Origin of the sequence: Microbacterium sp. A20 (genome assembly GCF_004794515.1) — a bacterium.
In the GTDB taxonomy this organism is placed as follows: Bacteria; Actinomycetota; Actinomycetes; order Actinomycetales; family Microbacteriaceae; genus Microbacterium.
In genome coordinates this window covers 1-26,389 of record NZ_SSDF01000067.1, presented here as the reverse complement: position 1 = coordinate 26,389, position 26,389 = coordinate 1, and the positions used below count along the sequence as shown (strand labels likewise).

General features: G+C 69.3%; 25 protein-coding genes and 1 riboswitch. Of the genes, 21 read left to right on the top strand and 4 right to left on the bottom strand.

The annotated features are described in order from the left end of the window. Positions 1-41 precede the first annotated feature (41 nt). The 16 genes from DW298_RS06720 (at position 42) to argH (ending at position 17,832) form a co-directional block, all read left to right on the top strand. Positions 42-956, top strand: coding sequence for a glutamate ABC transporter substrate-binding protein (locus DW298_RS06720; protein WP_136041689.1), 915 nt, complete (start codon positions 42-44; stop codon positions 954-956). Positions 957-1,036: 80 nt separating this feature from the next. Then, positions 1,037-1,684: an amino acid ABC transporter permease gene (locus DW298_RS06715; RefSeq protein ID WP_136041688.1), complete on the top strand. Its 648-nt coding sequence runs from the start codon at positions 1,037-1,039 to the stop codon at positions 1,682-1,684. Then, positions 1,681-2,583: an amino acid ABC transporter permease gene (locus tag DW298_RS06710; protein WP_136041687.1), complete on the top strand. Its 903-nt coding sequence runs from the start codon at positions 1,681-1,683 to the stop codon at positions 2,581-2,583. The genes DW298_RS06715 and DW298_RS06710 overlap by 4 nt, the downstream gene beginning before the upstream one ends. A gap of 42 nt (positions 2,584-2,625) precedes the next feature. Next, positions 2,626-3,666 carry a phenylalanine--tRNA ligase subunit alpha gene (pheS, locus tag DW298_RS06705; RefSeq protein WP_136041686.1) on the top strand — a complete coding sequence of 347 codons (1,041 nt, stop codon included), beginning with the start codon at positions 2,626-2,628 and terminating at the stop codon, positions 3,664-3,666. Beyond that, positions 3,666-6,176 (top strand): phenylalanine--tRNA ligase subunit beta, encoded by a 2,511-nt coding sequence (gene pheT / locus DW298_RS06700; RefSeq protein WP_136041685.1) that lies wholly within the window; start codon positions 3,666-3,668, stop codon positions 6,174-6,176. Before pheS ends, pheT begins: the two co-directional genes overlap by 1 nt. Positions 6,177-6,228: 52 nt before the next feature. Continuing rightward, positions 6,229-6,462: a hypothetical protein gene (locus DW298_RS06695; RefSeq protein ID WP_136041684.1), complete on the top strand. Its 234-nt coding sequence runs from the start codon at positions 6,229-6,231 to the stop codon at positions 6,460-6,462. 2 nt (positions 6,463-6,464) lie between these two features. Then, positions 6,465-6,779 (top strand): type II toxin-antitoxin system PemK/MazF family toxin, encoded by a 315-nt coding sequence (locus tag DW298_RS06690; protein ID WP_136041683.1) that lies wholly within the window; start codon positions 6,465-6,467, stop codon positions 6,777-6,779. Between the two features lie 64 nt (positions 6,780-6,843). Further along, on the top strand, positions 6,844-7,806 hold the full coding sequence (locus tag DW298_RS06685; RefSeq protein WP_136041682.1) for an NAD-dependent epimerase/dehydratase family protein: 963 nt from the start codon (positions 6,844-6,846) through the stop codon (positions 7,804-7,806). Positions 7,807-7,833: 27 nt separating this feature from the next. After that, a riboswitch (TPP riboswitch) is annotated at positions 7,834-7,927 on the top strand. Then, positions 7,918-8,766, top strand: coding sequence for a hydroxyethylthiazole kinase (thiM, locus tag DW298_RS06680; RefSeq protein ID WP_136041681.1), 849 nt, complete (start codon positions 7,918-7,920; stop codon positions 8,764-8,766). Its footprint overlaps the riboswitch before it by 10 nt. Beyond that, on the top strand, positions 8,763-10,913 hold the full coding sequence (locus DW298_RS06675) for a bifunctional hydroxymethylpyrimidine kinase/phosphomethylpyrimidine kinase (RefSeq protein WP_136041680.1): 2,151 nt from the start codon (positions 8,763-8,765) through the stop codon (positions 10,911-10,913). Before thiM ends, DW298_RS06675 begins: the two co-directional genes overlap by 4 nt. A gap of 240 nt (positions 10,914-11,153) precedes the next feature. Continuing rightward, entirely contained in the window at positions 11,154-12,206 is a 1,053-nt protein-coding gene (argC, locus tag DW298_RS06670) for an N-acetyl-gamma-glutamyl-phosphate reductase (RefSeq protein WP_136041679.1), read from the top strand. After that, complete coding sequence (gene argJ, locus DW298_RS06665) at positions 12,203-13,360, top strand: bifunctional glutamate N-acetyltransferase/amino-acid acetyltransferase ArgJ (protein WP_136041678.1); 1,158 nt, start codon at positions 12,203-12,205, stop codon at positions 13,358-13,360. The genes argC and argJ overlap by 4 nt, the downstream gene beginning before the upstream one ends. Next, a complete protein-coding gene (gene argB, locus DW298_RS06660) occupies positions 13,357-14,274 on the top strand; it encodes an acetylglutamate kinase (RefSeq protein WP_091030447.1) in 918 nt (305 codons plus the stop codon). Before argJ ends, argB begins: the two co-directional genes overlap by 4 nt. Further along, a complete protein-coding gene (locus DW298_RS06655) occupies positions 14,271-15,476 on the top strand; it encodes an acetylornithine transaminase (protein WP_136041677.1) in 1,206 nt (401 codons plus the stop codon). The genes argB and DW298_RS06655 overlap by 4 nt, the downstream gene beginning before the upstream one ends. Next, complete coding sequence (gene argF / locus DW298_RS06650) at positions 15,473-16,402, top strand: ornithine carbamoyltransferase (protein ID WP_136041676.1); 930 nt, start codon at positions 15,473-15,475, stop codon at positions 16,400-16,402. Before DW298_RS06655 ends, argF begins: the two co-directional genes overlap by 4 nt. Then, complete coding sequence (gene argH / locus DW298_RS06645; RefSeq protein WP_136041675.1) at positions 16,402-17,832, top strand: argininosuccinate lyase; 1,431 nt, start codon at positions 16,402-16,404, stop codon at positions 17,830-17,832. Before argF ends, argH begins: the two co-directional genes overlap by 1 nt. A gap of 122 nt (positions 17,833-17,954) precedes the next feature. Here argH and DW298_RS06640 read toward each other — a convergent pair whose 3' ends face one another. Together DW298_RS06640 and DW298_RS06635 are read right to left on the bottom strand one after the other, a co-directional pair. Next, entirely contained in the window at positions 17,955-18,791 is an 837-nt protein-coding gene (locus DW298_RS06640) for a DUF559 domain-containing protein (protein WP_136041674.1), read from the bottom strand. A 224-nt stretch (positions 18,792-19,015) separates the two neighbouring features. Next, positions 19,016-19,585 carry a DUF1349 domain-containing protein gene (locus DW298_RS06635; RefSeq protein ID WP_240745039.1) on the bottom strand — a complete coding sequence of 190 codons (570 nt, stop codon included), beginning with the start codon at positions 19,583-19,585 and terminating at the stop codon, positions 19,016-19,018. Positions 19,586-19,660: 75 nt separating this feature from the next. On the opposite strand from DW298_RS06635, the gene DW298_RS06630 reads away from it, so the two are divergent. After that, complete coding sequence (locus DW298_RS06630; RefSeq protein WP_136041672.1) at positions 19,661-20,305, top strand: SatD family protein; 645 nt, start codon at positions 19,661-19,663, stop codon at positions 20,303-20,305. Beyond that, a complete protein-coding gene (locus DW298_RS06625; RefSeq protein ID WP_136041671.1) occupies positions 20,302-21,129 on the top strand; it encodes a hypothetical protein in 828 nt (275 codons plus the stop codon). Before DW298_RS06630 ends, DW298_RS06625 begins: the two co-directional genes overlap by 4 nt. Before the next feature lie 7 nt (positions 21,130-21,136). On the opposite strand, the gene DW298_RS06620 is transcribed toward DW298_RS06625, so the two are convergent. After that, positions 21,137-21,493: a MerR family transcriptional regulator gene (locus DW298_RS06620; protein WP_136041670.1), complete on the bottom strand. Its 357-nt coding sequence runs from the start codon at positions 21,491-21,493 to the stop codon at positions 21,137-21,139. 53 nt (positions 21,494-21,546) lie between these two features. Here DW298_RS06620 and DW298_RS06615 point away from each other — a divergent pair, with 53 nt between their 5' ends. Genes DW298_RS06615 through DW298_RS06605 form a run of 3 tightly spaced genes read left to right on the top strand, consistent with a single transcriptional unit; the run spans position 21,547 to position 24,664 of the window. Then, positions 21,547-22,500, top strand: coding sequence for an aldo/keto reductase (locus DW298_RS06615; RefSeq protein WP_136041669.1), 954 nt, complete (start codon positions 21,547-21,549; stop codon positions 22,498-22,500). 39 nt (positions 22,501-22,539) lie between these two features. Next, positions 22,540-23,841 carry a tyrosine--tRNA ligase gene (gene tyrS, locus DW298_RS06610; RefSeq protein WP_136041668.1) on the top strand — a complete coding sequence of 434 codons (1,302 nt, stop codon included), beginning with the start codon at positions 22,540-22,542 and terminating at the stop codon, positions 23,839-23,841. A gap of 28 nt (positions 23,842-23,869) precedes the next feature. Beyond that, positions 23,870-24,664 carry a DUF4184 family protein gene (locus DW298_RS06605; protein WP_136041667.1) on the top strand — a complete coding sequence of 265 codons (795 nt, stop codon included), beginning with the start codon at positions 23,870-23,872 and terminating at the stop codon, positions 24,662-24,664. Here DW298_RS06605 and DW298_RS06600 read toward each other — a convergent pair. Then, entirely contained in the window at positions 24,649-25,992 is a 1,344-nt protein-coding gene (locus DW298_RS06600; protein WP_136041666.1) for a CoA transferase, read from the bottom strand. The genes DW298_RS06605 and DW298_RS06600 overlap by 16 nt on opposite strands. Positions 25,993-26,389: the final 397 nt, after the last annotated feature.

Sequence of the window (26,389 nt, the reverse complement as noted above, 5' to 3'; positions counted from 1 at the left end):
CCACACAGACCCTGCACACACAGCACACGAAGGAGACGCACATGCGACGCACACGGACACTGGCAGGCATCGGAATCGCAGCGGTGGCACTGCTCGCGCTCACGGCCTGCAACAGCGGCACGCCGTCGAGCTCGGGAGCCCCGGAAGACGGCGGCGAGGAGGAGACCTCCAGCACGCCCTGGACCGTCCTCGAGGATGTCAGCATCGACGGGAGCCCGACGTTCGATCGGATCTCGTCCTCCGGCACCATCAAGGTCGGCGTCAAGGAAGATCAGCCGGGTCTCGGATACCTCGACCCGGTGACGGGTGACCGCACCGGCTTCGACGTCGACATCGCCCGCTGGATGGCTGCTTCCCTCGGGGTCGACCCGGAGAAGATCGAATTCACGGCGATCGCCTCGGCGAACCGCGAGCAGGCGATCGTGAACGGCGACATCGACTACTACGTCGGCACCTACTCGATCACGGACAAGCGCAAGGAGCAGATCGCCTTCGCCGGGCCGTACTTCCTGACCGGACAGGGTCTCCTCGTCGGTGCCGACAGCGACATCGAGAGCGTGGACGACCTGAGCGACTCGACGACGGTGTGCTCTGTGACCGGCTCGACGCCGATCCAGAACATCAACACCAACTACCCGGACGTTCCCACGAAGGAGTACGACACGTACTCGAAGTGCGTCGAGGACCTCAAGAACGGGCAGGTGGATGCCGTCACGACCGACGAGGCGATCCTCATCGGCTACGCGGCACAGGACCCGGACAAGCTGAAGGTCGTCGGCGAGCCGTTCAGCGAGGAGCGCTACGGCATCGGCCTCGCCAAGGGTGATGACGCGCTGGCCGAGTACTTCAACACGCAGCTGACCGACGGTGGCGACATCTGGCAGCAGATCTTCGACAACAACCTCGGCGCCTCCGGCGTCGAAGCCGAGCAGCCCGAGGTCGACCCGATCGGTTGATCGCATGGGGCGGCCGACACCATCGGCCGCCCCATCCATCAGCAGGATCGTCGCGAGAACACGAATCGACAGGAGCAGCCGTGGGAGTCATCAGCGACCACCTCGATCTCTGGGGTGAAGCACTGTGGGGAACGATCGTGCTGTTCCTGGGCGGCGGTCTCATCGCCCTGGTGCTGGGATTGATCGTCGGGGCGGCACGGGTGTCCCCGGTGCCGATCGCCCGGGCGGTCGGCGGCGTCTACGTGAACTGGATCCGCAATACCCCGCTCACCCTCGTGATGTTCTTCTTCGCGTTCTGCCTGCCGATCCTCCTGGGCGAGCGGGTGAACGCCCTGCTGCTCGCCGTCATCGCGCTCGGTCTCTACACCGCGACCTACGTCGCCGAGGCGTTGCGGGCCGGTATCAACACGGTGCCGGTCGGGCAGGCCGAGGCGGCGCGGGCGATCGGCCTCAACTTCGGTCAGGTCATGCGCTACGTCATCCTGCCGCAGGCCACGCGCTCGGTGGTCCCGCCGATGATGAGCGTCCTCATCGCCCTCATGAAGAACACCACGGTGGCGGCCGGATTCTCGGTCGTCAACCTCGGCACCATCCGCGCCGCACTGAGCGAGCGCGGCGAGAACGCCCTCGTCGTCCTGCTGTGGGTCATGGTCATCTTCGTGGTGCTGGTGCTGCTGCTCGCATGGGTGCAGCGCACGCTCGAGAACAAGTGGAGGATCGCGCGATGAGTTCCGTCCTGTTCGACGTCCCCGGCCCCCGTGCCGTCGCCCGCAACCGTCTCATCGGAGTCGCGACGGTCGTCGTCGTCCTTGCCGTGCTCGGCTGGGTCGTATGGCGGCTGTTCGCCACCGGACAGTTCACCGCCGAGAAGTGGAACATCTTCACGTTCTCCGCCGTCTGGGTCCGTTTCGGCGAAGGTCTGCTGGCCACGCTGGCCGCCTTCGGCGCCGCGGGGGTCGGTTCGATCATCCTCGGCTTCGTGCTCGGCATCGGTCGTCTCTCGGAGCACGCCTGGGTGCGTGAGCCCGTGCGCTGGATCATCGAGGTCCTGCGAGCGGTGCCCGTGCTCATCCTCATGATGCTGCTGTACTACGGCCTGCCCGTGCTCGGTGTGAAGATGCCGCCGTACTGGGCGGTCGTCATCGCGCTCATCGTCTACAACGGCTCGGTGCTCGCCGAGGTCTTGCGCGCCGGCATCGAGTCGCTGCCTCGCGGGCAGGCGGAAGCCGGGTATGCGATCGGACTGCGCAAGACCGGGGTGATGTACTTCATCCTGATCCCGCAGGCCGTGCGGGCCATGATGCCCGTGATCATCGCGCAGCTCGTCGTCGCCCTGAAGGACACCGCGCTCGGGTTCATCATCACCTATCAGGAGCTGCTCTACGTCATCAACCAGATCGGCAACCAGGCGCCGTACGGCTCCCCGCTGATCCCCGCCGCCATCATCGGCGGATCGATGTACGTGGCCGTGTGTCTGCTCCTCTCCTACGTCGCCTACCGCCTGCAGCGTCGGGCGAAGCGCTCGCCGAAGGCGGGACCGGCTGTGCCGGATCCCCGACAGCACGGCGGGGAGACGAACACCTCCCTCATCGTGCTGCAGGGCGACGGGCCTGAGGCGCAGCGCTGAGCCGCGAAAGGGAGCCGCGCGCCCCCGGTAGACTCGATTCTCGTGTCAGAGTCTCCTGAAATCACCCCGGAAGCGGTCGAAGCCGCTGTCGCCGACGCCCTCGCGGCGATCGCCACAGCCGCAGACACCGCCGAGCTGAAGGCGGCTCGTGCCGCACACGTCGCGGAGGGTTCGCCGCTCGCGGTCCTGAACGCCTCGATGCGCCAGGTCGCCCCCGAGAACAAGGCCGCATTCGGCAAGCTCGTGGGCCAGGGACGCGGGCAGGTGACGCAGGCGCTCGCGGCCAAGGAGGCAGAGCTGGCCGCCGCTGAGGTGGCTGCGCGTCTCGAGGCCGAGCGTGTCGACATCACCGCTGTGCCCTCGCGCACGCGGGTCGGCGCCCGGCACCCGCTCACGCTCCTCCAGGACCAGGTCTGCGACATCTTCGTCGGCATGGGATGGGAGATCGCGGAGGGACCGGAGCTCGAGCACGAGTGGTTCAACTTCGACGCCCTGAACTTCGACGTCGACCACCCGGCACGTCAGGAGCAGGACACCTTCTACGTCGACCCGACCTCGCGTCACCTGGTGATGCGCACGCACACGAGCCCGGTGCAGGTGCGCTCGATGCTCGACCGCGAGGTGCCGATCTACGTGCTGTGCCCGGGGCGCGTATACCGCACCGATGAATTCGACGCCACGCACCTGCCGGTGTTCACCCAGTTCGAGGGACTCGTCATCGACAAGGGCATCACGATGGCGCACCTCAAGGGCACGCTCGACCACTTCGCGAAGCAGCTCTTCGGTCCCGAGGCCGAGACGCGCTTCCGCACCAACTACTTCCCGTTCACCGAGCCCTCCGCCGAGCTCGACCTGTGGCACCCGACCTTCAAGGGTGGCGCGCGCTGGATCGAGTGGGGCGGCTGCGGCATGGTCAACCCGAACGTGCTGCGCGCGGCCGGGATCGACCCCGAGGTGTACAGCGGCTTCGCGTTCGGCATGGGCATCGAGCGGGGCCTGATGTTCCGCAGCGATGTGCAGGACATGCGCGACATGGCCGAGGGCGATGTCCGATTCAGCGAGCAGTTCGGGATGGTGGTGTGATGCGCGTCCCGCTTTCGTGGTTGCGTGAGTACGTCGATCTGGCAGCGGATGCCACGCCCGAGGATGTCCTCGCGGCGCTGGTGACGGTCGGCTTCGAAGAGGAGGAGGTGCACCGCTTCGAGATCGCAGGTCCCGTCGTCGTCGGGCAGGTCGTCTCGATCGAGGCCGAGTCGCAGTCCAACGGCAAGACCATCAACTGGTGCCAGGTCGATGTGGGCGAGGCGAACGGCGGCATCCGCGGGATCGTCTGCGGCGCGCACAACTTCGTCGCCGGCGACAAGGTCGTCGTGACGCTGCCGGGCGCGGTGCTCCCGGGGCCGTTCCCGATCGCTGCGCGCAAGACCTACGGTCATGTCTCCGACGGCATGATCGCCTCCGCGCGCGAACTGGGCCTGGGTGACGAGCACAACGGCATCATCGTGCTCTCCGACCTCGGCATCGATGCGCCGGTCGGCACCGACGCGATCGCGCTGCTCGGCCTCGACGACGTCGCAGTGGAGATCAACGTCACTCCCGACCGCGGCTACGCGTTCTCCCTGCGCGGTGTCGCCCGTGAGTACGCACACGCCACGGGGGCGGAGTTCCGTGACCCCGCCGAGCGCGACTTCGCTGAGCTCCAGCCGGGAACCGGACACACGACCGTGGTCGACGACGTCGCCCCCGTGCGGGGACGCGTCGGCGCGAGCGAGTTCGTGACCCGCGTCGTGCGGGATGTCGATCCCTCGCGCCCGACTCCGCCCTGGATGATCGCGCGGCTCAGCCTCGCGGGCATGCGCTCGCTGGGCGTCCTGATCGACATCACCAACTACGTGATGCTCGAGCTGGGTCAGCCGCTGCACGGTTACGACCTCGACAAGCTGACGGGGGGAATCACTGTCCGCCGCGCCACCCCGGGCGAGAAGATGACCACCCTCGACGGGGTGGAGCGCTCGCTGCACGTCGAAGACCTCCTCATCACCGACGGGTCCGGCCCGATCGGCCTGGCCGGCGTCATGGGCGGCGGCACCACGGAGATGAGCGACACCACTCGCAACGTGCTCATCGAGGCCGCGAACTTCGACCCGATCACGATCGCCCGCACGGCGCGTCGGCACAAGCTCCCGAGCGAGGCATCCAAGCGCTTCGAGCGCGGCGTCGACCCGCTCATCCCGTTCGTCGCCGCGCGCCGGGCTGCCGACTTGATGGTCGAGCTCGCCGGAGGCACGCTCACGGAAGAGGGCGGTGCGCTGTTCGCCGAGGTCTTCGTCGCAGACATCGAGCTGCCCGCCGGCTTCGTGCAGGGACTCATCGGCGTCGACTACACCGACGACGAGATCACCGGTGCGCTGACCACGATCGGCGCGGACGTCACCGCGGCGGAAGACGGCTCCGGCTGGACCGTCATCCCGCCGACCTGGCGCCCCGACCTCACCGACAAGTGGACGCTGGCCGAAGAGGTCGCCCGCATCCACGGTCTCGACCGCATCCCCTCGGTGCTGCCGACGCCGCCGTCCGGCCGTGGGCTCACCGCTCACCAGCAGGGCCGTCGCCGCGTGGCCGACGCCCTTGCCGCCGCCGGACTGGTCGAGACGCCGTCGTTCCCGTTCACCACAGAGGCGCAGAACGACCTCCACGGCTCCGCCTCGGGAAAGCACCTGCCGAGCATCCGCCTGGCGAACCCGCTCGACGGGCAGGCGCCGTTCCTGCGCCGCTCGCTCATCCCCGGACTGCTGCAGACCGCGCACCGCAACATCTCGCGCGGACTCACCGACCTCGCGATCTTCGAGACGGGCGCCGTGTTCCTTCCCGAGCCGGGCGTCGAATACGGCACGGACGAGGTGCCGCCGTTGGGGGAGCGCCCCTCCGACGAGACGCTCGCGGCACTGAACGCCTCGATCCCGCCGCAGCTCCGGTTCATCTCGGCGCTGCTGACGGGTCATGTCGCACCGCGCCAGCCCGGCCGTCCGGCCGAGGCGGCAGGACTCGTCGAGGCGCTGGACGCCGTGCGGGTGATCGCGGCCGCCGCCGGTGTCGAGATCGATGTCGTGCAGGCGGAGCGCGCCGCCCTGCACCCGGGTCGTACCGGGTCGCTGCGTGTCGCCGGCGAAGAGGTCGGCTACGTCGGCGAGCTGCACCCGGCCGTGGCCGAGGGAGCCGATCTCCCCGGGCGCGCGACCGTGCTCGAACTCGACCTCGACCGCCTCCTGACGCTCGCGGGTGGCCGGGTCGTCGCGGCATCGCTCTCGACGTTCCCCGCTGCCACGCAGGACGTCTCGCTGACGCTGCCGGCGGAGGTGCCGGCCGCCGACGTGCAGGCCGCACTCGCCGAGGGCGCGGGCGCGCTGCTCGAATCGGTGCGCTTGGTGGACGACTATCGCGGCGAAGGCGTGCCGGAGGGCTCGAAGAGTCTGACGTTCGCGCTGCGCTTCCGCTCCGGCGACCGCACACTCACGGCAGCTGAGGCCACCGCAGCGAAGCTCGCAGGTGTCGAGGTCGCAGCCGAGCGCTTCGGAGCCGCGCTGCGCGACTGATCCTCCTCCGGGTGCATACCAAAACGGGATGCACTCGGAGTAGAGTGGCCGCATGAGCACGCAGATCGCCCTCAGGCTTTCCGACGAGATGGTCGCAGAGCTCGATGCTCTGGTCTCCGCCGGTGCCGCTCCCAGCCGGACGGCTCTGGTCTCCGTCGCGATCGCCCGCGAACTCCGTCGGAGGGCAGCCGAGCACGACGCAGAGATACTGAATACGCAGGGTGCGGGCGACGATCTCGATTCGCTCGTGGACTGGACCGTCGGTCACATCGTGATCGAGCGCTGACGGTGCGCGAGATCTGTCTGGCGCGGCTCGACAAGACCCGCCCAGTGGTGATCCTCACGAGAGATGCCGCCCGCCCGGCGATGACGAAGGTGACGGTGGCGCCGATCACCTCCACGATGAAAGGTTTGAGCAGCGAAGTTCCGGTCGGGCCGACCAATGGTCTCGACCACGAGTGCGCGGTGTCGATCGACAACCTGATCACGATCCCCGTCTCTGCCCTGGGACGCACGATCGGGTACCTCTCCGAGAAGCAGGAGGTGCAGCTCGCGACCGCTGTGATGCTCGCTTTCGACCTCGATCTGCCCCTCCAAGGATGATCGCCCTGATCTGCTCTGAGCGGAAGGGCTTCCGCGGGTGCCGCGATCCTGGTGACATGGGTCCATGACGCACGTGCTGATCCTCGGTGGAACGGGCTGGCTCTCCGGGCGCATCGCCCACCGGTGGCTGGATGCGGGGGCGACGGTGACCTGTCTCGCTCGCGGTGGGCGCCCCGCGCCGGACGGTGCCGTGCTCGTGCGCGGAGACCGCGACGATCCCGAGGTGTACGACCGGCTCGCGGGCCGGGAGTGGGACCACGTGGTTGACATCTCGTCGCAGGCATCACACGTCGAGGCCGCCGTCGAGGCTCTCGGCGAGCGTGCCGAACGGTGGACCTACGTGTCATCCATGTCGGTGTACTCCGACGACGAGACGATCGGTGCCGACGAGTCGGCACCGCGGCATCCGCCCGCTCGCCCCGGCGACGAGTACGAGTACGGACCGCAGAAGGCGGCGGCCGAGGACGACGTGGGCGTCCTGGGCGATCGCGCGCTCATCGTGCGGCCGGGGCTCATCGTCGGCGACGGCGATCCCAGTGATCGATTCGGCTACTGGGCAGCGGCGTTCGCGCGGGCGGGTGCGGAGCCGGTGCTGCTGCCGCCGCTCGACGGGCGGAGCGCACAGGTGATCGATGTGGACGATCTCGCCGACTTCATCGCCACCGCCACCGTGAGCGGGCCGGTGAACGCGATCGGGGACGAGCATCCCCTCGGCGACGTGTTGCAGGCTGTCCGGTCGGCCGCGGGGCACACCGGCGAGACCGTGGTCGCCGAGGAGGAGTGGCTCGTCGCACACGAGGTCGGGTACTGGGCGGGGCCGAGATCCCTGCCGCTGTGGCTCCCGCCGGAGATGACGGGCTTCATGACCCGGTCGAATACCGCCTACCGCGATGCGGGTGGACGGCTGCGGCCGCTGAACGACACCATCCGGTCCGTCGTCGCCGATGAGCGAGAGCGCGGGGTCGACCGCGACCGTCGTGCTGGACTCACCCGAGCGGAGGAGCGGGCCCTCCTGGCCGATCGATAGACGCTTCTAGCCGATCGCTAGACTCTGAGCAGTGACACGGGGTGCCGCATCCGCGGCTGAGAACAGACCCGTCGAACCTGATCTAGTTCGTACTAGCGAAGGGATGTCGCGATGAGCGATTTTCTGCGTCCTGATTCCACCACCGATCTGCCCGGTGCCGCCGCGGCGCTGTGGGGGGTGCTGCGCGGGACGCCCCCGCTGACGCACTGCATTACCAACACCGTCGTCACCGGGTTCACCGCCAACGTGCTGCTCGCCCTGGGTGCCGCCCCGGCCATGGTCGACATCGTCGGGGAAGCCGAGATGTTCGCCGGCGTCGCCTCCGGTGTGCTGATCAACCTGGGCACGCCGACCCCGGAGCAACGCGCGGCGAGTCTCGAGGCCGTGGCCGGAGCCGCGGCATCCGGCACTCCCTGGGTGCTCGACCCGGTCGCCATCGGGGCCCTCCCGATCCGTACCGCCCTGGCGCACCGGCTGGCCGAACTTCGACCGACGGCGATCCGCGGCAATGCCTCCGAGATCCTCGCGCTCGCCGGCCTCAGTGCGGGTGGGCGCGGAGTCGATGCGACGGACAGCACGGATGCCGCCGCCGATGCGGCCGCTGCGCTCGCGCGAAACACGGGCGCCGTGATCGCGGTGTCCGGTCCGGTCGATCTCCTCACCGATGGGGAGCGGGTGCTGTTCCTCGCGAACGGCCACGAGCTGCTGACCCGGGTCACCGGCGGGGGCTGTGCTCTCGGGGCCGTGATGGCCGCATTCCTCGGTGCTGCGCGGAACACCGGACACGACGCGCTCACGGCCGTCGCCTCCGCGAGCCTCGTCTACACGATCGCTGCGGAGCGCGCGGCTGCGGTCTCGAACGGTCCCGGCAGCTTCGCCGTGGCACTGCTGGACGCACTCGCCTCGCTGGGGCCCGCCGACGTGATCGCGGACGCCCGTGTGGAGGCGGGTGCGCTGTGAACGCCGATCTCTCCCTCTACCTCGTCACAGATGCGGAGCTCTGCGGGGACCGCGGTGTGGTCGAGACCGTCCGCCGCGCTGTGGACGGGGGCGTCCGCATCGTGCAGCTTCGAGACAAGAGCGCATCCGACGCCGAGACGGTCGACCAGCTCGTCGCGCTGTCGCAGGCCATCGACGGCCGCGCACTGCTCGTCGTGAACGACCGGCTGGATGCCGCGATCGCCGCCCGCGCCCGTGGTGCGCGCATCGACGGCGTGCACCTGGGACAAGGGGATGCGTCGGTGCTGCGCGCGCGTAAGGCTCTCGGACCGGATGCGCTGATCGGCCTCACCGCGAACACCCCCGAGCACCTCGATGCCGTCCGCGCCCTGCCCGCGGGAACCGTCGACTACCTGGGCGTCGGCGTCATCCGCCCGACCTCGACGAAGCCGGATCATCCCGAGCCCCTCGGCGTGGGAGGGTTCCGCGACTTCGTGGCGCGCAGTCCGCTCCCGTGCGTGGCGATCGGCGGTGTCGGCATCGAGGACACCGAAGCCCTCCGCGATGCCGGTGCCGCCGGCCTCGCCGTGGTCTCGGCGCTGTGCGCGGCGGAGGATCCGGCAGCGACCGCCGAGGAGTTCCGGCGACGGTGGCGCGCCGGCACCGTGCCGCGGGTACTCAGCATCGCCGGGAGCGACCCTTCGGGCGGGGCGGGCGTCCAAGCCGACCTCAAGTCCATCGCCGCGAACGGCGGATACGGCATGGCCGTCCTGACCGCGCTGACCGCGCAGAACACGCGAGGTGTCCGGGCGGTGCACGTGCCGCCCGGGGACTTTCTCCGAGCTCAGCTCGATGCGGTATCGGACGACATCGTGATCGACGCCGTGAAGATCGGGATGCTCGCCGAGACGGAGGTGATCCGCGCAGTGGGCGAGTGGCTCGACCGGGTGCGTCCGCCCGTCGTCGTGCTCGACCCGGTCATGGTCGCGACCTCGGGGGACAGGCTCCTCTCTCCGGATGCCGAGGCCGAGCTGCGCGGTCTGCTGGGCCGGGCGACGCTGGTCACCCCGAACCTCGCCGAGCTCGCGGTGCTGACCGACCGGGACATCGTCGACTGGGCCGACGGCATCGTCGCCGCGGAGGAGTTGTCGGCTGAGATCGGTGCCGCCGTGCTCGTCAAGGGCGGTCACCTCACGGGCGACGAGGCTCCGGACGCGCTGGTCGACGCGCGTCGCGGCCTTCGCCAGGAGTTCACCGGACCGCGCATCGTGACGGCGAGCACGCACGGCACGGGCTGCTCGCTCTCCTCGGCGCTGGCCACGCTGTTGGGCCGGGGGAGTGAGCCCGAGGAGGCGGTGCGCCAGGCACGCGCCTGGCTCCGTGAGTCCCTCCGGGCAGGGGATGGGTTGCGCGTGGGGCGTGGGCACGGTCCGATCAGTCATTTCGCCGGTCTCTGGGATCGGGGGCGCACAGCGACGCGACCGGAGGCGACCGACATCGCCGCGGACTGGTGGCAGGAGGTCGCCGGCATCCGTGCAGGGATCGACGAGCTGCCGTTCATCCGCGCGCTCGCCGACGGCTCTCTCGAGCGCACGCCGTTCCTGTCCTACCTCGCGCAGGACGCGCTGTATCTGCGCGACTACGCCCGGGTGCTGGCCGAAGCCGCCCGCCTCGCGCCGACATCGGCGGAGCAGGCATTCTGGGCGGAGTCCGCCCACGGCTCGATCGTCGGCGAACTCGAACTGCACGCGTCGTGGCTGACCCCGTCACAGGGGGTGAGCGCGGCGACATTCGCGGCGGACCCTTCCGCGGTGACCACGGCGTACCTCGATCACCTGCGGTCCGTCGCATTCGGCGGTGACTACGGCGAGATCGTCGCCGCAGTACTCCCGTGCTTCTGGCTCTACACGGACCTCGGCCGGCGTCTGCACGCGGGAGAGCTCGGCGAATACGCGACGGATCCGCAACATCCGTACGCCTCGTGGCTCGCGACGTACGCCGACCCCGCATTCGAGCGGGCGACCCGGACGGCGATCGAGTACGTGACCGCAGCTGCCGCGGCGGCGGATGCCGGCACCAGGGCGAGGATGCGGCGGGCCTTCGTGTCGTCGAGCGCGCACGAGCTCGCCTTCTTCGCCGCACCGCTGGAGTCGTCGCTCCCTCGATGACGAGCCGGATTTGCGGTGGCTGCCGAGGCCGCGCTACTGTCGCGACATGCCTTCGGCCGCCACCGCTTCTTCGACGCTCGCTCCGAGCGTCATCGCTGTGCGCCGACGCCGCGGCCGCCGACTGTAGGCGACCCCGCCCTCCTGCCCGCGCCCGCGCGGCGGTCGAGAGCCGGTGTCGCCGCCTCCGGCCCCGCCCCCGGTCCTCCTTTCGAGGAAGGACCCGACCGTTAAGGTAGAAGCATGACGTATTCCGTCGCCGTCTCCGGCGCATCCGGCTACGCAGGCGGCGAGATCCTACGCCTCCTGGCCGACCATCCCGACATGGAGATCCGCACCGTCACGGCGCATTCGAACGCCGGACAGCTTCTCGTCGACCATCAGCCGCATCTGCGTTCACTCGCGCACCTGACCCTGCAGGACACGACGCCGGAGATCCTCGCGGGTCACGACATCGTGTTCCTCGCGCTTCCCCACGGGCAGTCGGGGCAGTACACCGATGCGCTGGGTGACGCGCCGCTCGTGATCGACGCGGGCGCCGACCACCGCCTCACCTCGGCATCGGCCTGGGATGCGTTCTACGGCGGTGCGTTCCACGAGCCGTGGACGTACGGCGTCCCCGAGCTCCTGGTCGACGGCGTGAAGCAGCGTGAGCACCTCCGCGGGGCGACGCGCATCGCCGCCCCGGGCTGCAACGCCTCCACGGTGAGCCTCAGCCTCGCCCCGGGCGTCGCGGCCGGAGTGATCGACCCCTCCGACATCGTCTCGGTGCTGGCGGTCGGGCCGTCCGGAGCCGGCAAGAGCCTGAAGACGAATCTGCTCGGCAGCGAGATCCTCGGCACCGCGAACCCCTATGCGGTCGGCGGTACCCACCGGCACATCCCCGAGATCCGTCAGGCGCTCGCCGCGGCGTCCGGGGCGGATGCCGCGGGCATCCGCATCTCCTTCACCCCGGTGCTCGTGCCGATGTCGCGGGGGATCCTCGCCACCTCGACCGCGCCGATCGTCGAGGGCACGACCGACGCGCAGATCCGCGACGCCTGGCAGAGCGCGTACGGCGACGAGACGTTCGTGCAGCTGCTGCCGGAGGGACGATTCCCGCGCACGGCCGACGTGCTCGGCGCCAACACCGCGCTCATCGGCCTCGCGATCGATCGTGCCGCCAACCGCGTCACGGTGGTCACCGCCGTCGACAACCTCGTCAAGGGCACCGCCGGCGCTGCCATCCAATCCATGAACATCGCGCTGGGTCTCCCCGAGAACCGCGCCCTCTCAGTGAACGGAGTCGCGCCGTGAGCGTCACCGCCCCCGCAGGATTCGAGGCGGCTGGAGTCGCCGCCGGCCTGAAGTCCACCGGCAAGCCCGATGTCGCCGTCGTCGTGAACCGGGGGCCGCGTAAGGTCGGTGCCGCCGTCTTCACCAGCAACCGCGCCAAGGCCAACCCGATCATCTGGTCGCAGCAGGCCGTCGCCGACCGCATCGTCGAGGCCGTGGTGCTGAACTCCGGCGGGGCGAACTGCTTCACCGGCGCCTTCGGGTTCCAGACCACGCACCAGACCGCCGAGAAGGCCGCCGAGCTCCTCGGAGTGAGCGCCGGTGACGTGCTGATCTGCTCCACCGGACTCATCGGCACCGGAGACGAGACGTTCCGGCAGCGGGTGCTCGCGGGCACGGAGCAGGCGATCGCCGCACTCAGCACCGACGGCGGCGACGCCGCGGCGCAGGCGATCATGACCACCGACACCGTGGCGAAGACCGCCGTGATCAGCCGCGACGGCTGGACGATCGGCGGCATGGCGAAGGGGGCGGGCATGCTCGCTCCCGGCCTCGCCACCATGCTCGTGGTGATCACGACCGACGCCGTCCTCGAGCCGCTGCAGGCCGACGAGGTGCTGCGCCGCGCGACGGGGCAGACCTTCGACCGGCTCGACTCCGACGGCTGCATGTCGACGAACGACCAGGTCACGCTGCTCGCCAACGGCGCATCCGAGATCGTCCCCGACCTCGACGACTTCGCCGCGGCATTGACCGAGCTGTCGCAGGAGCTCGCGGTGAAGCTGCAGGGCGATGCCGAGGGCGCGAGCCACGACATCACCATCGAGGTGCAGCATGCGGTGTCCGAGCAGGACGCCGTCGAGGTCGGCCGGTCGGTCGCGCGCAACAACCTCTTCAAGGCCGCGATCTTCGGAAACGACCCGAACTGGGGCCGTGTGCTCGCCGCGATCGGGACCACGAACGCGCAGTTCGACCCCTACGACGTCGACGTCTGGATGAACGGCGTGCGCGTCTGCACCGAGGGTGGCCCCGACCGTCCGCGCGAGGAGGTCGACCTGACGCCGCGCGCCACGCACCTCGTGATCGACCTCAAGGTCGGGGATCAGACCGCCATCGTGCTCACCAACGACCTCACCCACGACTACGTGCACGAGAACAGCGCGTACGCCTCATGACCGACATCCAGGACACTCCTGCCGAGGTCGCCGCGCAGAAGGCCACCACGCTGATCGAGTCGCTGCCGTGGCTGAAGAAGTTCCGTGACCAGATCGTCGTGATCAAATACGGCGGCAACGCGATGGTGTCGGAGGAGCTGCAGGACGCCTTCGCTCAGGACATCGCCTATCTCCGCTACGTCGGAGTGCTGCCGGTCGTCGTGCACGGCGGCGGTCCGCAGATCTCGAACATGCTGCAGAGGCTCGAGATCCCCAGCGAGTTCAAGGGCGGCTACCGCGTCACCAACACCGAGGCGATCAGCGTCGTGCGGATGGTGCTCACCGGTCAGGTCAACCCGCAGCTCGTGACCAAGATCAACTCGCACGGTCCGATCGCGACCGGACTCAGCGGGGAGGATGCCGGGCTCTTCGGCGGCCGCCGCCGCGGCGTCGTGATCGACGGCGAAGAGGTCGACCTCGGCCGCGTCGGCGACGTCGTGGAGGTCGATCCGACGCCCGTGCTCGATCACCTCGCGGCCGGCCGCATCCCGGTCGTGTCGAGCATCGCCCCCGACCTCGACCACCCGGGTCAGTCGCTCAACGTCAACGCGGATGCCGCGGCCGCCGCTCTCGCGGTGTCGCTGAACGCGCGCAAGCTCGTGATCCTCACGGATGTGCCCGGCCTCTACGCCGACTGGCCCAACCGTGACTCGCTCGTCTCGCACCTGACCTCGGAAGCCCTCATCGAGATGCTGCCGAAGCTCGAGTCGGGGATGATCCCGAAGATGCGCGCCTGCCTGGACGCGGTCGAGGGCGGCGTCGATGCGGCGGCGATCATCGACGGGCGGGTGCCGCATTCGGTGCTCGTCGAACTTTTCACCAGCAAGGGAATCGGGACCGAAGTGGTCCTGGGAAAGAATGAGGTGACGGCATGACCGTCTGGCAGGACGACGCGGCACGCGATCTCGTGCTCAACGCAGGGGACCGGCTCGCGATGCTGGTCCGCGGTGAGGGCTCGCACGTCTGGGACGCCGACGGCCGACGCCACCTCGACTTCCTCGCCGGCGTCGCGGTGACCTCCCTCGGGCACGCGCACCCGGTCTTCGTCGAAGCCGTCTCGAGGCAGGCGGCCACGCTCGCGCACGTGTCGAACTACTTCGCGACGCCGCCGCAGCTCGCCCTCGCTGCTCGCCTCAAGCGCCTGGCCGGTGCCGGCCTCGACGGTCGGGTGTTCTTCTCGAACTCGGGCGCCGAGGCCAACGAGGCCGCGTTCAAGCTCGCGCGTCTGCATGGCGGCACCGAGCGTCCGCGCATCCTCGCGCTCGAGAACGGCTTCCACGGCCGCACCATGGGGTCGCTCGCGCTGACCGCGAAGGTGTCGATGCGCGCGCCGTTCGAGCCGATGCCCGCGGGTGTCGAGCACATCCCCGCCACGATCGAGGCTTTGGAGGCGGCGATGGACGACCGTGTCGCCGCGATCATCGTGGAGCCGATCCAGGGTGAGGCCGGTGTCGTCGAGCTGCCGGCGGGCTACCTCGCCGCCGCCCGCTCGCTGACGCTCGCGCACGGTGCGCTGCTCATCCTGGACGAGATCCAGACCGGCGCCGGTCGTACCGGCGCGTGGTTCGGTTTCAGCCATGAGGGCATCACCCCCGACGCCATCACGCTCGCGAAGGGCATCGGCGGCGGCTTCCCGATCGGCGCTCTGGTCACCTACGGGGCTGCCAGCTCGCTCTTCACCCCGGGGTCGCACGGCTCCACCTTCGGGGGCAACCCGCTCGCGACCGCGGTCGCCGACGCGGTGCTCACCGAGATCGAGAGCGCGGGTCTGGTGGAGAACGCGGCGCGCCGCGGTGCGGAGCTGCGCGAGATTCTGCTCGGCATCGACTCCCCGTTGATCGACGGAGTCCGCGGCCGTGGCCTCCTGGTCGGTGTCGCGCTGACCGAGCCGGTGGCCGGTGCCGTCGTCGCCGCAGCGCAGGAGCGCGGGCTCATCGTCAACGCCGCCAACCCCGAGACCGTACGCATCGCACCGGCTCTCACGATCGGCGACGCCGAGCTCGCCGAGTTCCGCGAGCTGTTCACCGCCGCTCTCGCCGACGTCCAGGCCTCTGTTGCCGGAAAGGTATCCGCATGACCCGCCACCTGCTGCGTGACGACGACCTGACGCCCGCCGAGCAGGCCGAGATCCTCGATCTCGCCATCGAGCTGAAGAAGGATCGGTGGGCCGACAAGAGCCTGGCGGGTCCGCAGACGGTCGCGGTGATCTTCGACAAGTCCTCCACGCGCACCCGCGTCTCGTTCGCGGTGGGCATCGCCGACCTCGGCGGTTCCCCCCTCATCATCTCGACCGCGAGCAGCCAGCTCGGCGGCAAGGAGACGCCCTCCGACACCGCGCGGGTGCTCGAGCGCCAGGTCGCGGCCATCGTGTGGCGCACCTACGCGCAGTCCGGGCTCGAGGAGATGGCGGCAGGCACGCGCGTCCCCGTGATCAACGCACTCTCGGACGACTTCCACCCGTGCCAGCTGCTCGCCGATCTGCTGACGATCCGCGAGCACAAGGGCGAGCTGAAGGGGCTCACGCTCACGTTCCTCGGTGACGGAGAGAGCAACATGGCGCACTCCTACGCGCTCGCCGGCGTCACGGCGGGCATGCACGTGCGGATCGCCTCTCCGGAGGACTACGCGCCCCGCGCGGATGTCATCGAGGCCGCCGACCGCCGTGCCGCCGAGACGGGCGGTTCGATCACGCTGTACACCGATCCGGTCGAGGCCGCGGCCGGTGCCGACGTCGTGGTCACCGACACCTGGGTCTCGATGGGTAAGGAGGAGGAGAAGCTCGCGCGCATCCGCGACCTCGGCGGCTACAAGGTCACTCCCGAGACGATGACCCTCGCCGACCCCGAGGCGATCTTCATCCACTGCCTCCCCGCCGACCGCGGCTACGAGGTCGACTCCAGCGTGATCGACGGCCCGCAGAGCGTGGTCTGGGACGAGGCCGAGAATCGGCTGCACGCGCAGAAGGCGCTCCTGGTCTGGCTGCTCGGCAAGAAGGACGCGTGATGAGCGAATCGACGCACGAAGGCACCAACGAGGGCGCGCTCTGGGGCGCGCGCTTCGCCACCGGGCCGTCGCCCGAGCTGGTGGAGCTCAGCCGTTCGACGCACTTCGACTGGATCCTCGCGCCGTATGACATCGCCGGCTCCCACGCGCACGCCACCGCGCTCGAGGCGGCCGGGTACCTCGAACCCGACGAGGCGCGACGCATGCACGAGGGGCTGGATGCCGTGGCCCGCAAGGTCGCCGACGGCACCCTGCGCCCTGTACCGACCGATGAGGACGTGCACGGCGCGCTCGAGCAGGCGCTGATCGCCGAGCTCGGTCCGGAACTGGGTGGTCGCCTGCGTGCCGGTCGCAGCCGCAACGACCAGATCGCGACGCTGGTGCGCATGTACCTGATCGACCACGCGCGGGTGATCGCCCGCGACATCCTGCGGGTGATCGACGCGCTGGTCGCTCAGGCCGAGGCGCACCCCGACGCCATCCTCCCCGGGCGCACGCACCTGCAGCATGCGCAGCCCGTGCTCCTCGCCCACCACCTGCAGGCGCACGGCTGGCCGCTGGTGCGCGAGCTCGAGCGCCTCGTGGACTGGCGTCGTCGTGCCGGTGTCTCGCCCTACGGCGGGGGAGCGCTGGCCGGCTCGACGCTCGGTCTCGACCCCGCGCTCGTCGCGACGGAGCTGGGCCTGGACCGCCCGGCCGAGAACTCGCTCGACGGAACAGCCGCGCGCGATGTCGTGGCGGAGTTCGCCTTCATCACGGCCATGACCGGTGTCGACGTCTCGCGCCTGTCCGAGGAGATCATCCTCTGGAACACCCGCGAGTTCGGGTTCGTCACGCTCGACGACGGGTACTCGACGGGTTCGAGCATCATGCCGCAGAAGAAGAACCCCGACATCGCCGAACTCGCCCGTGGCAAGTCCGGCCGTCTCATCGGCAACCTCTCCGGGCTCCTGGCCACGCTCAAGGGACTCCCGCTCGCGTACAACCGCGATCTGCAGGAGGACAAGGAGCCCGTCTTCGACTCGGTTCAGACCCTCGAGGTCGTGCTCCCCGCCTTCGCCGGCATGGTCGCGACGCTGCGTTTCGACACCGAGCGGATGGCGGCGCTGGCACCGCAGGGCTTCTCCCTCGCGACCGATGTCGCGGAGTGGCTCGTGAAGCGGCGGGTGCCGTTCCGTGATGCCCATGAGATCTCGGGCGCCCTCGTGCGCGCGTGCGAGGAGCAGGGGATCGGGCTGGAAGACGCGTCCGACGAGCTGTTGCTGTCGGTGTCGCCGCATCTGGTGCCGGACGTGCGCGAGGTCCTCACGATCGAGGGGTCGGTCGCATCGCGGACCGGTGTCGGCGGGACCGCCCCGGTGCGGGTCGCCGAGCAGCGAGCGGAACTCGTCGCCCGCGCTCAGGCCGCCGCCCACGCCCTCGGCTTGTAGTCGGTCGCGACGATCCACCGAGGGACGGACGATCCACCGAGTAATTCATCGAATTCCTCGGTAGATCGTCTCTTCCTCCGCGGATCGTCGTCCACCGGAGGCGGTTCCTTCCTCGTCGACGACTACCTGGGCCGGGGCAGACGCCGAAGCGCACCGCCGATGGCGGCCTTCACGCTCGGCCAATCATGGACGATCTGCGCGTAGTCGAAGCGGAGCGTCTCGTATCCGAGTCGGGAAGCCATGGCGTCCCGCGCTCGGTCACGGTGACGGTGTGAGGACGAGCCGTGATTCTCTTCGCCGTCAGCTTCGAGGATCAGCCTCCCCGCGACGACGAAGTCGACTCTCCCGACACCGTCGATCGTGATCTGGCAGTCCAGACGAAGACCGAGCAGATGAAGTCGCAGGCGAAGCAGGGATTCCAGGCCGCTGTCCGCGTCGGATCGCGCCAGATCGATCAGCCATCGCGCGGTGCGAGGGAGCGCTGCTCTGATTCGTGACCGGCCGGCAGAGGTGAGGGCTCCCAGCCGCCACGCCGACTCATAGGCCGCGAAGAAGGCCTCGTCACCGGCGCAGCGTCGCAGATGCAGCAACGCCGTCTCGACGGGTGCCGAGCCCAGCGGTGGCGTCCCTCGGTAGTAGTGCGAGACGCACGTGCAGTGCGGATGCCGTAGTGCATGCCGGTCTGGCCCGAGCCAGACGTGCGGGGCGTCTTCGGTGGGAAGCACCCAGATCCCGTACGTCCGCAGCACACTCACGCAGGTCAGAGCACCGCCGTGCTCGATGGCCGAGCGGACCTGTGCGCTCAGCGGACCGATCGCGAAGACACCGTCGCGCACTCGCTCGATCTCGCCGCGTCCGACCGACGACGCAAGCGTCTGCCGAGAGAATCCGAGAGCCTGCAGCCTCTTTCCCTGTGCGATGCCGCCGAGGTGTCTGATGGTGTCTGTCACTGAGAGCATCCGTCCACGATGGGGGACGCGACATTCCGAAGCTCACTCGCCTTCCGGTAAGTGTGGGCAATCTGTTTCGTAGTCCGGCTGTGCAGACATGACGGAGTGGGGTGTGGTGACGATCCTCCGAGGACCTGACGATCCGCCGAGGTCAAGCCGGTGATTTGTCCGCAGAACGTCGGTGCCTCGGCGGATCGTCGCGCCGGTCAGTCGCGGACGGCGGCCTTCCGAGTTCAGTGCAGCTCGGCGTCGGCAGCCGACCGTTCCCATCGGGTGAACCGCACGGTGAGTCCGGCGCGGGTCGGCGCGGCGAGGAACGGCCCGGCGGATGCCGCAGCCTGGCCGTCGAACGGAGCGACGCGCACCAGCCGCCACGGTTCATCGTCGGCGCGCGCCCGGACGATCACGGCATCCGCCCACCGGCTCACGCGCACCGTGATCTCGCGGTCGTGCCACTCGTCGACGAATCCGACCGACCAGTCGGATCCTCCGGCGGTGACGACGGCACCGAGCCCGAGATGATCGTCGGCGTACTCGAGGCCGGTCTTCACCCAGTGCTCGTCGTCGATACGCACGAAGACCCCCGCCTGGTCGAACTGGCCGTCCCACGGTGCACGGAACGACACCTCCATCGCCTCGCCCACAGCGAGCGGGGCAAGCAGAGCGTGCTCGGTGTCGTGCACGAATCCATATGCGGTGTGCCGCCAGGCGTCGCTGCCTTCGACGGCGGTGACGTCGAGGTGCTCGGCGTCCTCCACGGCGGCAGGGGCATGGGTCCAGGTTCCTTCGGACCATGCAATCATGCTTCTATGAGGCATATTTCCAATCCATAACCTAATAACGCATATATCAACGAATATTCGTGATAAGGTTATCGCATGGTCATAGCCGTGATCGCAGACATCGTGGGATCCCGGGAGCTCGGGGATCGTGGAGCGGCGCAGCGCGTGCTGGACGAGACCATCGCGCAGGCCGAGACCGACCTTCCCCTGGCCGTTCAGCCGTTGACCCCCACGGTGGGAGACGAGCAGCAGGGCGTCTACCGGGAGCTCCGCGATGCGCTGACCTCGCTCTTCCTGATCCAGCTGCGGCTGCCCGATGGGATCGCCTTCCGATTCGGCATCGGCGTGGGGGAGGTGCGCGCCGTCGCCTCCGTGCACGGCGAACTGGCCGACGGGCCCGGCTGGTACGCCGCGCGAGCGGCGATCGAGACCGTGCACTCCCGTGAGCAGCGCGCCGTACCGCGGACGCGCACCTGGATTGTCGGAGCGCCGGGGCAGGATGAGGTCATGGCTTCGACGATCGCGGTCTCCAACGCCTATCTGCTCGCACGTGACGAGCTGGTGGGAGCGATGAGTGCGCGCGAGCGCCGACTCACCTACGGGCGCCTGGTCGGCCGATCGCAGCAGGAGCTCGCGGAGCAGGAGGGCATCTCCCAGCCGAGCATCTCGAAGTCGCTGCGACGCGCCGGATCCGCCGCGCTCATCGAAGGACTCGCTGCGCTCAGGGAGGAGTCGGCATGATCCTCGCCGGGTTCGTCCTGCTCGCCATCGGAGCCGCAGACCTCGTGCGGCAGTTCGTTCCCCGTCGCTGGATCGGATATCTGGCCGCTGCTGTCGTGCTGCTGCTGCTCGGCAGCGTCAGCGACGCTCTGCTGCCGATGATCGCCGCGCTCGTGGCCGGCGCGCTCTGGATCTGGTGCATGCCCGACGATCGACCGTCGCGCGCGGGATTCTGGCCGGCCGTCGTCCTCGCCGTCGTCGTCGTGGGAGCTGTGATCTGGACGGGTGGGCGGGCGCATGCCGGCCTCATCGGCGCGGTGTGGCAGCTGCGTTCGCCGTTCGGTGAGGTCACGTTCGATCTGGCGATCCTGGTGCTCGGAGTGACGGCGTTCCTCTTGGAGTCCGCGAACCTCGTGGTGCGTGCGGCTCTCGACGGCGAGCACACCTGGCGTCCGGCGGAGCAGATCGCGGAGCCCGATTCCGGCTCTGACGACGCATCCGTCCCCGAAGCCGCATCCCGCGCCACGGAACCGCATCCGACGGTCGCCGGACCGACCGACGATCAGCCGTCTGCGGTGGCGACCGCCCCCGACCCCCGAACCGGTTTCCAGGGCGGGCGACTGATCGGCCCGCTCGAGCGCATCCTCGTCCTGATCCTCACCCTCGCCGCGGCGTACCCGATCCTCGCGGCGATGCTGGCGGCGAAGGGCATCGTCCGCTTCCCGGAGATCTCGCGCGACGGCGAGACCGGCGCCAGGGCCGAGTACTTCCTCGTGGGGAGCCTCGTCAGCTGGGTCATCGCCCTCGGCGCAGCATTCCTCGTCTGGTGGGCGGCGCACAGCTGACGGCGGGTCAGTCCAACGATCGGTACCAGTCCAGCTTCTCTGCCAGACGCCGTTGCTGCGCGAGAACCTCGGCGAGCTGTTTCTCGACGGTCATCGCGTGCTCCTCGAGAAGCGCGATCCGCTCCGGGATCGTGTCCTCGCGCTGGCAGAGTCGACCGTAGCGGCGCAGGCGTTCCACCGGCATGCCGGTCTCGCGGAGGCACTTGAGGAACTCCAGGAGTCCGAGTTCGGCATCGGTGTACGCGCGATGTCCGCCGGCCGTGCGCGACACCGCGGGCAGGATGCCCTCGCGCTCGTAGTACCGGAGGGTGTCGATGCTGAAGCCGGACCGGGCCGCGGTCTCCGCCGGAGTGTACGTCGTCATGAGCAGAGCATAGGGCTTGACCTGGAGCGCGCTCCAGGTTGCACAGTGAAGTCATGACCAACCTGAACACCCCTGTATCCCCGCTCGTTCTCGGAGCGATGTCCTTCGGAACGCTCGTCGATGAGGAGACCTCTTTCGCCCTGCTCGACCGCTTCGTCGAACGCGGCGGCATCTGGATCGACACCGCCGACTGCTACAGCTTCTGGGCCAGTGAGACGGGGCACGGAGGGGCCTCCGAGGCGGTGCTCGGTCGCTGGCTGGCAGCGCGACCGGGTGCACGCGCGCAGGTCCGTATCTCCACCAAGGTCGGCGCCGAACCCCTCTGGCCCGGATCCTGGCCCGAGCGCCGGACCGGACTCTCTCCGCGCGCGATCCGCGCTGCGGTCGAGGGGAGTCTCGAACGCCTGGGCGTCGACAGGATCGACCTGCTCTGGCTGCACCAGGAGGATCGGGCGGTCACGATCGAGGACACGGTGGACGCTCTCGCGGAGCTCACCGCCGACGCCACGGTGAGCCGGGTCGGCGCCTCCAACCACCCGGCCTGGCGCATCGAGCGCGCCCGTGCGCACGCGAGGTCCATCGGAAGCGTGCCCATCGACGCGTTCCAGTTGAACAGCACGTACCTGCGCACGCGTCCGGGGACGCTTCCGCCCGGCGTCGCTCACCCCTTCGGTGTGCTGAGCGATGAGCAACGCGACTTCGCCCGGGCGAACGGGATCGAGATCTGGGCGTACACCCCGCTGCTGTCCGGCGCTTACGACAATCCGGCGAAGGCCGTGCCCGAGGTGTACGACCACCCCGGGACTGCACGTCGGCTCGCGGTGCTGGACGAGATCGCGGCGGCGCGGGGTCTCGGCCGAGGGCAGGTCGTGCTGGCGTGGCAGCTCGCGCGCGGCATCCGTCCCATCCTCGGCGGCAGCAAGCTCGATCAGCTGGATGTGGCGCTGGATGCCGCGTCGATCTCCTTGTCCGCTGAGGAGATCGAGCGCCTCGACGAGCCGGTCTGAGGCGATTCGGTGCTGCTCTGCGCTGATAGCCTGGAACGCGTGTCAACTCCCGCTCTGACGACCGCACCCCAGGCGATCGACCCCACGTTCGAGAACGTGTGGGACGAACTCGTGTGGCGTGGCCTGGTCCAGGTGTCCACCGACCAGGAGGCGCTGCGTGCCCTGCTCGCGGGAGACCCCATCACGTATTACTGCGGGTTCGATCCGACCGCGCCGAGCCTGCACCTGGGCAACCTCGTGCAGCTCCTGACGCTGCGTCGCATCCAGCTCGCCGGGCACAAGCCTCTCGGCCTGGTCGGTGGTTCCACCGGTCTGATCGGCGACCCGCGTCCGACAGCGGAGCGCACCCTCAACACGCGGGAGACCGTCGAGGAGTGGGTGGGACGTCTGCGCACGCAGGTCGAGCGCTACCTGAGCTTCGAGGGCGACAACGCGGCCCGTATCGTGAACAACCTCGACTGGACGGCGCCGCTGAGCGCGATCGACTTCCTCCGCGAGATCGGCAAGCACTACCGTGTCGGCACGATGCTCAAGAAGGATGCGGTCGCCGCGCGTCTGAACTCCGACGAGGGCATCAGCTACACCGAGTTCAGCTACCAGATCCTGCAGGGGATGGACTTCCTCGAGCTGTACCGCCAGTACGACTGCGTGCTGCAGACGGGCGGGTCCGACCAGTGGGGCAACCTCACCAGCGGGACGGACCTGATCCGCCGCGCCGAGGGAGCGTCGGTGCATGCGATCGGCACTCCGCTGATCACCAACAGCGACGGCACGAAGTTCGGCAAGAGCGAGGGCAATGCCGTCTGGCTCGACGCCGAGATGTGCAGCCCCTACCGGATGTACCAGTTCTGGCTGAGCACGGCGGACGCCGACGTGATCGAGCGCCTCAAGGTCTTCACGTTCCTGAGCCGAGCGGAGATCGAGGAATACGCCGAACTCGTGGCGACGGAGCCGTTCCGTCGCGCGGCGCAGAAGCGTCTCGCGCTCGAGGTGGTGGCGACCGTCCACGGGGCCGATGCGACAGCCGCGGTGATCGCGGCATCCGAGGCGCTGTTCGGGCAGGGTGATCTGACCGCGCTCGACGCGGCGACGCTTCGCACCGCGCTGGAAGAGCTTCCGAATGCGACCGTCGCGTCCGGCACTGCGGTGGTCGAGGCTCTGGTCGCGACCGGCCTGGTCGCCAGTCTCTCCGAGGCGCGGCGTGCGATCACGCAGGGCGGCGTCACGCTCGACGGCAGTCGTGTCGACGACGATGCCGCCACGGTCCAGGGAACTCTTCCCGGAGGAGTGTCCGTGCTCCGCCGCGGCAAGAAGACTCTCGCCGGCGTCTTCCTCGGCTGAGCCTTCGCTCTTCGGATAGCAGAGCCGCATGCCCTTCACTCCCAGTCACGCGCTCGTCGCGCTGCCGTTCATCCGTACGCCGTTGGTGCCCGCGGCGATCGCGATCGGCGCCATGACCCCGGATCTGCCGCTGTTCGTGCGCGGTGTCGGGCTGAATTACTCGTTCACCCACACCTTCGGCAACATCCTGTGGACGGCACTGCTCGCCTTCGTCCTCTTCCTCCTCTGGCGCGTGATCCTGCGACCGGCGGTGCCGGAACTCGCGCCGCTGTGGCTGGCGCGCCGGTTGCCGGAGGACTGGAGTGAGGGCGGTGCGGAAGCCGCAGGACGAGCCGTCGGTGTGGGCGAGAAGCGCGGGTACCCGGTGTTCCTCGCGGTGTCTTTCCTGATCGGCGTGGCCTCGCACATCGTCTGGGATCTCTTCACGCACGAGGATCGCGCCGGCGTGCAGCTGCTCCCCGGTCTCGATGCGATGTGGGGTCCGCTGCCCGGATTCAAGTGGCTCCAGCACGGGTCGAGTGTGATCGGCCTGCTGATCATCGGCGTCTGGGCGCTGCTGTGGCTGCGTCGGCGGGACGCGCGAGCGGATGTCACGCAGTCGCTGCCGCAGGGGCTGCGCATCGCGTGGTGGGTCTCGCTTCCGGTGATCCTGGTCGCCGCGCTCGTCTGGGGGATCATCGCGTTCGGCCCCATCGACGGCGAGTTCACCGTGCAGCATCTGGCCTATCGGGTCCTGCCTCCGGCGTGTGCCGTGTGGGGTGCGATCACGTTCGTGCTCTGCATCGTGCTGGCGGTTCGCGGGCGTCGTCACCAGATCGGCTGATCCGACCCCCAGGGGTGCGGGGCGCCGAACTCGAGTCCGGTCATCGCCGGTCGCGCGGTGACGAGGGATCTGCCGTCGACCTCGAAGCGCGCGAGGTGCGGGCCGACATCGAACTCGACGTCGTCTTCCGGCTCCCGGCGGCGCGGCATCCCGAGCAGCTCGGCGGCGATGCGGCGGAGCGAGGTGCCGGTGTACCAGGAACCGCCTTCGCGTGCGCGGCGCAGAAGCTGCGTGGTCACCGCAGCGGCGAGCAGGTATCCGGCACTGTGGTCGAGCGCCTGGGCGGGAAGCGTCCCGGGGCGGTCGCCGTCCGGTGACTCGACGAGCGCGATACCGGATGCTGCCTGCACGAGGCTGTCGAAGCCGGCGCGATCGGGATGCTCGGTACCCCAGGCGCTGAGTTGTGCGACGACCAGGCCCGGATAGCGTTCGGCGAGTACGGAGGGGTTGAGCCCCAGCCGGTCCAGCGCCGCGGGGCGGTAGCCGAGCACGACGGCGTCGGCAGCTGCGAGCAACTCGTGCATCTGCGGCGTGCGCGCATCCAGCCGAGCCGATCGCTTGCCGTGACCGGTGTCGAGGTGCTGCCACTCGGGCTCCGGGAGGTGCGGCGGATCGATGCGCAGAACGTCCGCGCCGAGGAGAGCGAGCGTGCGGGTGCACACGGGACCGGCGATCACGCGGGTGAGGTCGAGCACGCGCATACCGGCGAGCGGGAGACGATCGTCGTGCGTCGGCATTGCGCGTTCGGGCCGCCGGTATCGAGGTGTGGGGCCGGTGATGTGTCGGACGTCGAGAAGCGGCGCATCACGAAGCGCTCGATCAATCGCCGGATCCTCGGCGGTCACGGCTACGGCGAGCCCTCCGGCGCGCGTGACCGCTGCGACGGCCTCCGCCGTCGCCCGTTCGTGGAGCGCAGCCCGAACCGCATCCGCGTCGGCGTCATCGTGCACTCCGAGAGCGGCACAGAGAGCGGTTGCGTGATGCGGGTAGTTCCCGTGGGTCCTGATCCATCCGTCCGCAGTCCGCCAGAACCCCGAGTGGGGCGACCACACCGGGGGAGCGACACCGTCGATCGCGAGCACGCGGTCGCTCCGATATGCGGTGGCCGCGCGGTGGGGGTCGATGGCCGCGGGGGAGCGGCCGGCGGAGAGCATGGCCGAAGCGACACTCGCCCAGGCGAGTTCGTCGGTCGCCAGTCGAGAGGGGAGCGGGACCGCCGCGTGAGCGTCGGGCGCTCCCTCGGCGGGAGGGAGATCGAGCAGGAGCCTGACCCGATCGAGCAGCGCAGCCCCCGGACTGATGGCCGGGTCATCGGTGGGCGGGCGCATGCCCAGATCGTACTCTCGAGCGGATGCTGCGCCGGAAACCGCGGCTGATCCGGCGTAAAGCGTCTGAGGTGCTGAGTCGACACGCCCGGGCTGTATGCCCCGATTTGCCAGAACCCCGGAACCCACGTAACTTATTACTTGTTCGCCCCACAGGGAAGCGGAGGAGCCAAGAGCTTCACCCCCCTCAAGCGGAGAACCACTCCCGATCCACTCTCACTTGAGAGATCAGACGCTTGCGTCTAGGATAGGGAATCCACCTCTTCTGCGGCTGTCATCAGCTGCGCTGCGGATCTCTGATCCGCACGGCGCGCCGATTTGACAAGCGAGACAGGGTGGGTAAGATAGAGAAGTTGCCCTGCGGGCCTGGCTGTGATGGCTGGGTCGTGGGAGCATCCGG

Coding starts and splice junctions, on each gene's coding strand:
- DW298_RS06720 (WP_136041689.1), top strand. CDS start 42: ATGCGACGCACACGGACACTGGCAGGCATCGGAATCGCAGCGGTGGCA.
- DW298_RS06710 (WP_136041687.1), top strand. CDS start 1,681: ATGAGTTCCGTCCTGTTCGACGTCCCCGGCCCCCGTGCCGTCGCCCGC.
- pheT (WP_136041685.1), top strand. CDS start 3,666: ATGCGCGTCCCGCTTTCGTGGTTGCGTGAGTACGTCGATCTGGCAGCG.
- DW298_RS06695 (WP_136041684.1), top strand. CDS start 6,229: ATGAGCACGCAGATCGCCCTCAGGCTTTCCGACGAGATGGTCGCAGAG.
- DW298_RS06685 (WP_136041682.1), top strand. CDS start 6,844: ATGACGCACGTGCTGATCCTCGGTGGAACGGGCTGGCTCTCCGGGCGC.
- thiM (WP_136041681.1), top strand. CDS start 7,918: ATGAGCGATTTTCTGCGTCCTGATTCCACCACCGATCTGCCCGGTGCC.
- argC (WP_136041679.1), top strand. CDS start 11,154: ATGACGTATTCCGTCGCCGTCTCCGGCGCATCCGGCTACGCAGGCGGC.
- argB (WP_091030447.1), top strand. CDS start 13,357: ATGACCGACATCCAGGACACTCCTGCCGAGGTCGCCGCGCAGAAGGCC.
- DW298_RS06655 (WP_136041677.1), top strand. CDS start 14,271: ATGACCGTCTGGCAGGACGACGCGGCACGCGATCTCGTGCTCAACGCA.
- argF (WP_136041676.1), top strand. CDS start 15,473: ATGACCCGCCACCTGCTGCGTGACGACGACCTGACGCCCGCCGAGCAG.
- argH (WP_136041675.1), top strand. CDS start 16,402: ATGAGCGAATCGACGCACGAAGGCACCAACGAGGGCGCGCTCTGGGGC.
- DW298_RS06640 (WP_136041674.1), bottom strand. CDS start 18,791: ATGCTCTCAGTGACAGACACCATCAGACACCTCGGCGGCATCGCACAG.
- DW298_RS06635 (WP_240745039.1), bottom strand. CDS start 19,585: ATGATTGCATGGTCCGAAGGAACCTGGACCCATGCCCCTGCCGCCGTG.
- DW298_RS06630 (WP_136041672.1), top strand. CDS start 19,661: ATGGTCATAGCCGTGATCGCAGACATCGTGGGATCCCGGGAGCTCGGG.
- DW298_RS06625 (WP_136041671.1), top strand. CDS start 20,302: ATGATCCTCGCCGGGTTCGTCCTGCTCGCCATCGGAGCCGCAGACCTC.
- DW298_RS06620 (WP_136041670.1), bottom strand. CDS start 21,493: ATGACGACGTACACTCCGGCGGAGACCGCGGCCCGGTCCGGCTTCAGC.
- DW298_RS06615 (WP_136041669.1), top strand. CDS start 21,547: ATGACCAACCTGAACACCCCTGTATCCCCGCTCGTTCTCGGAGCGATG.
- DW298_RS06605 (WP_136041667.1), top strand. CDS start 23,870: ATGCCCTTCACTCCCAGTCACGCGCTCGTCGCGCTGCCGTTCATCCGT.
- DW298_RS06600 (WP_136041666.1), bottom strand. CDS start 25,992: ATGCGCCCGCCCACCGATGACCCGGCCATCAGTCCGGGGGCTGCGCTG.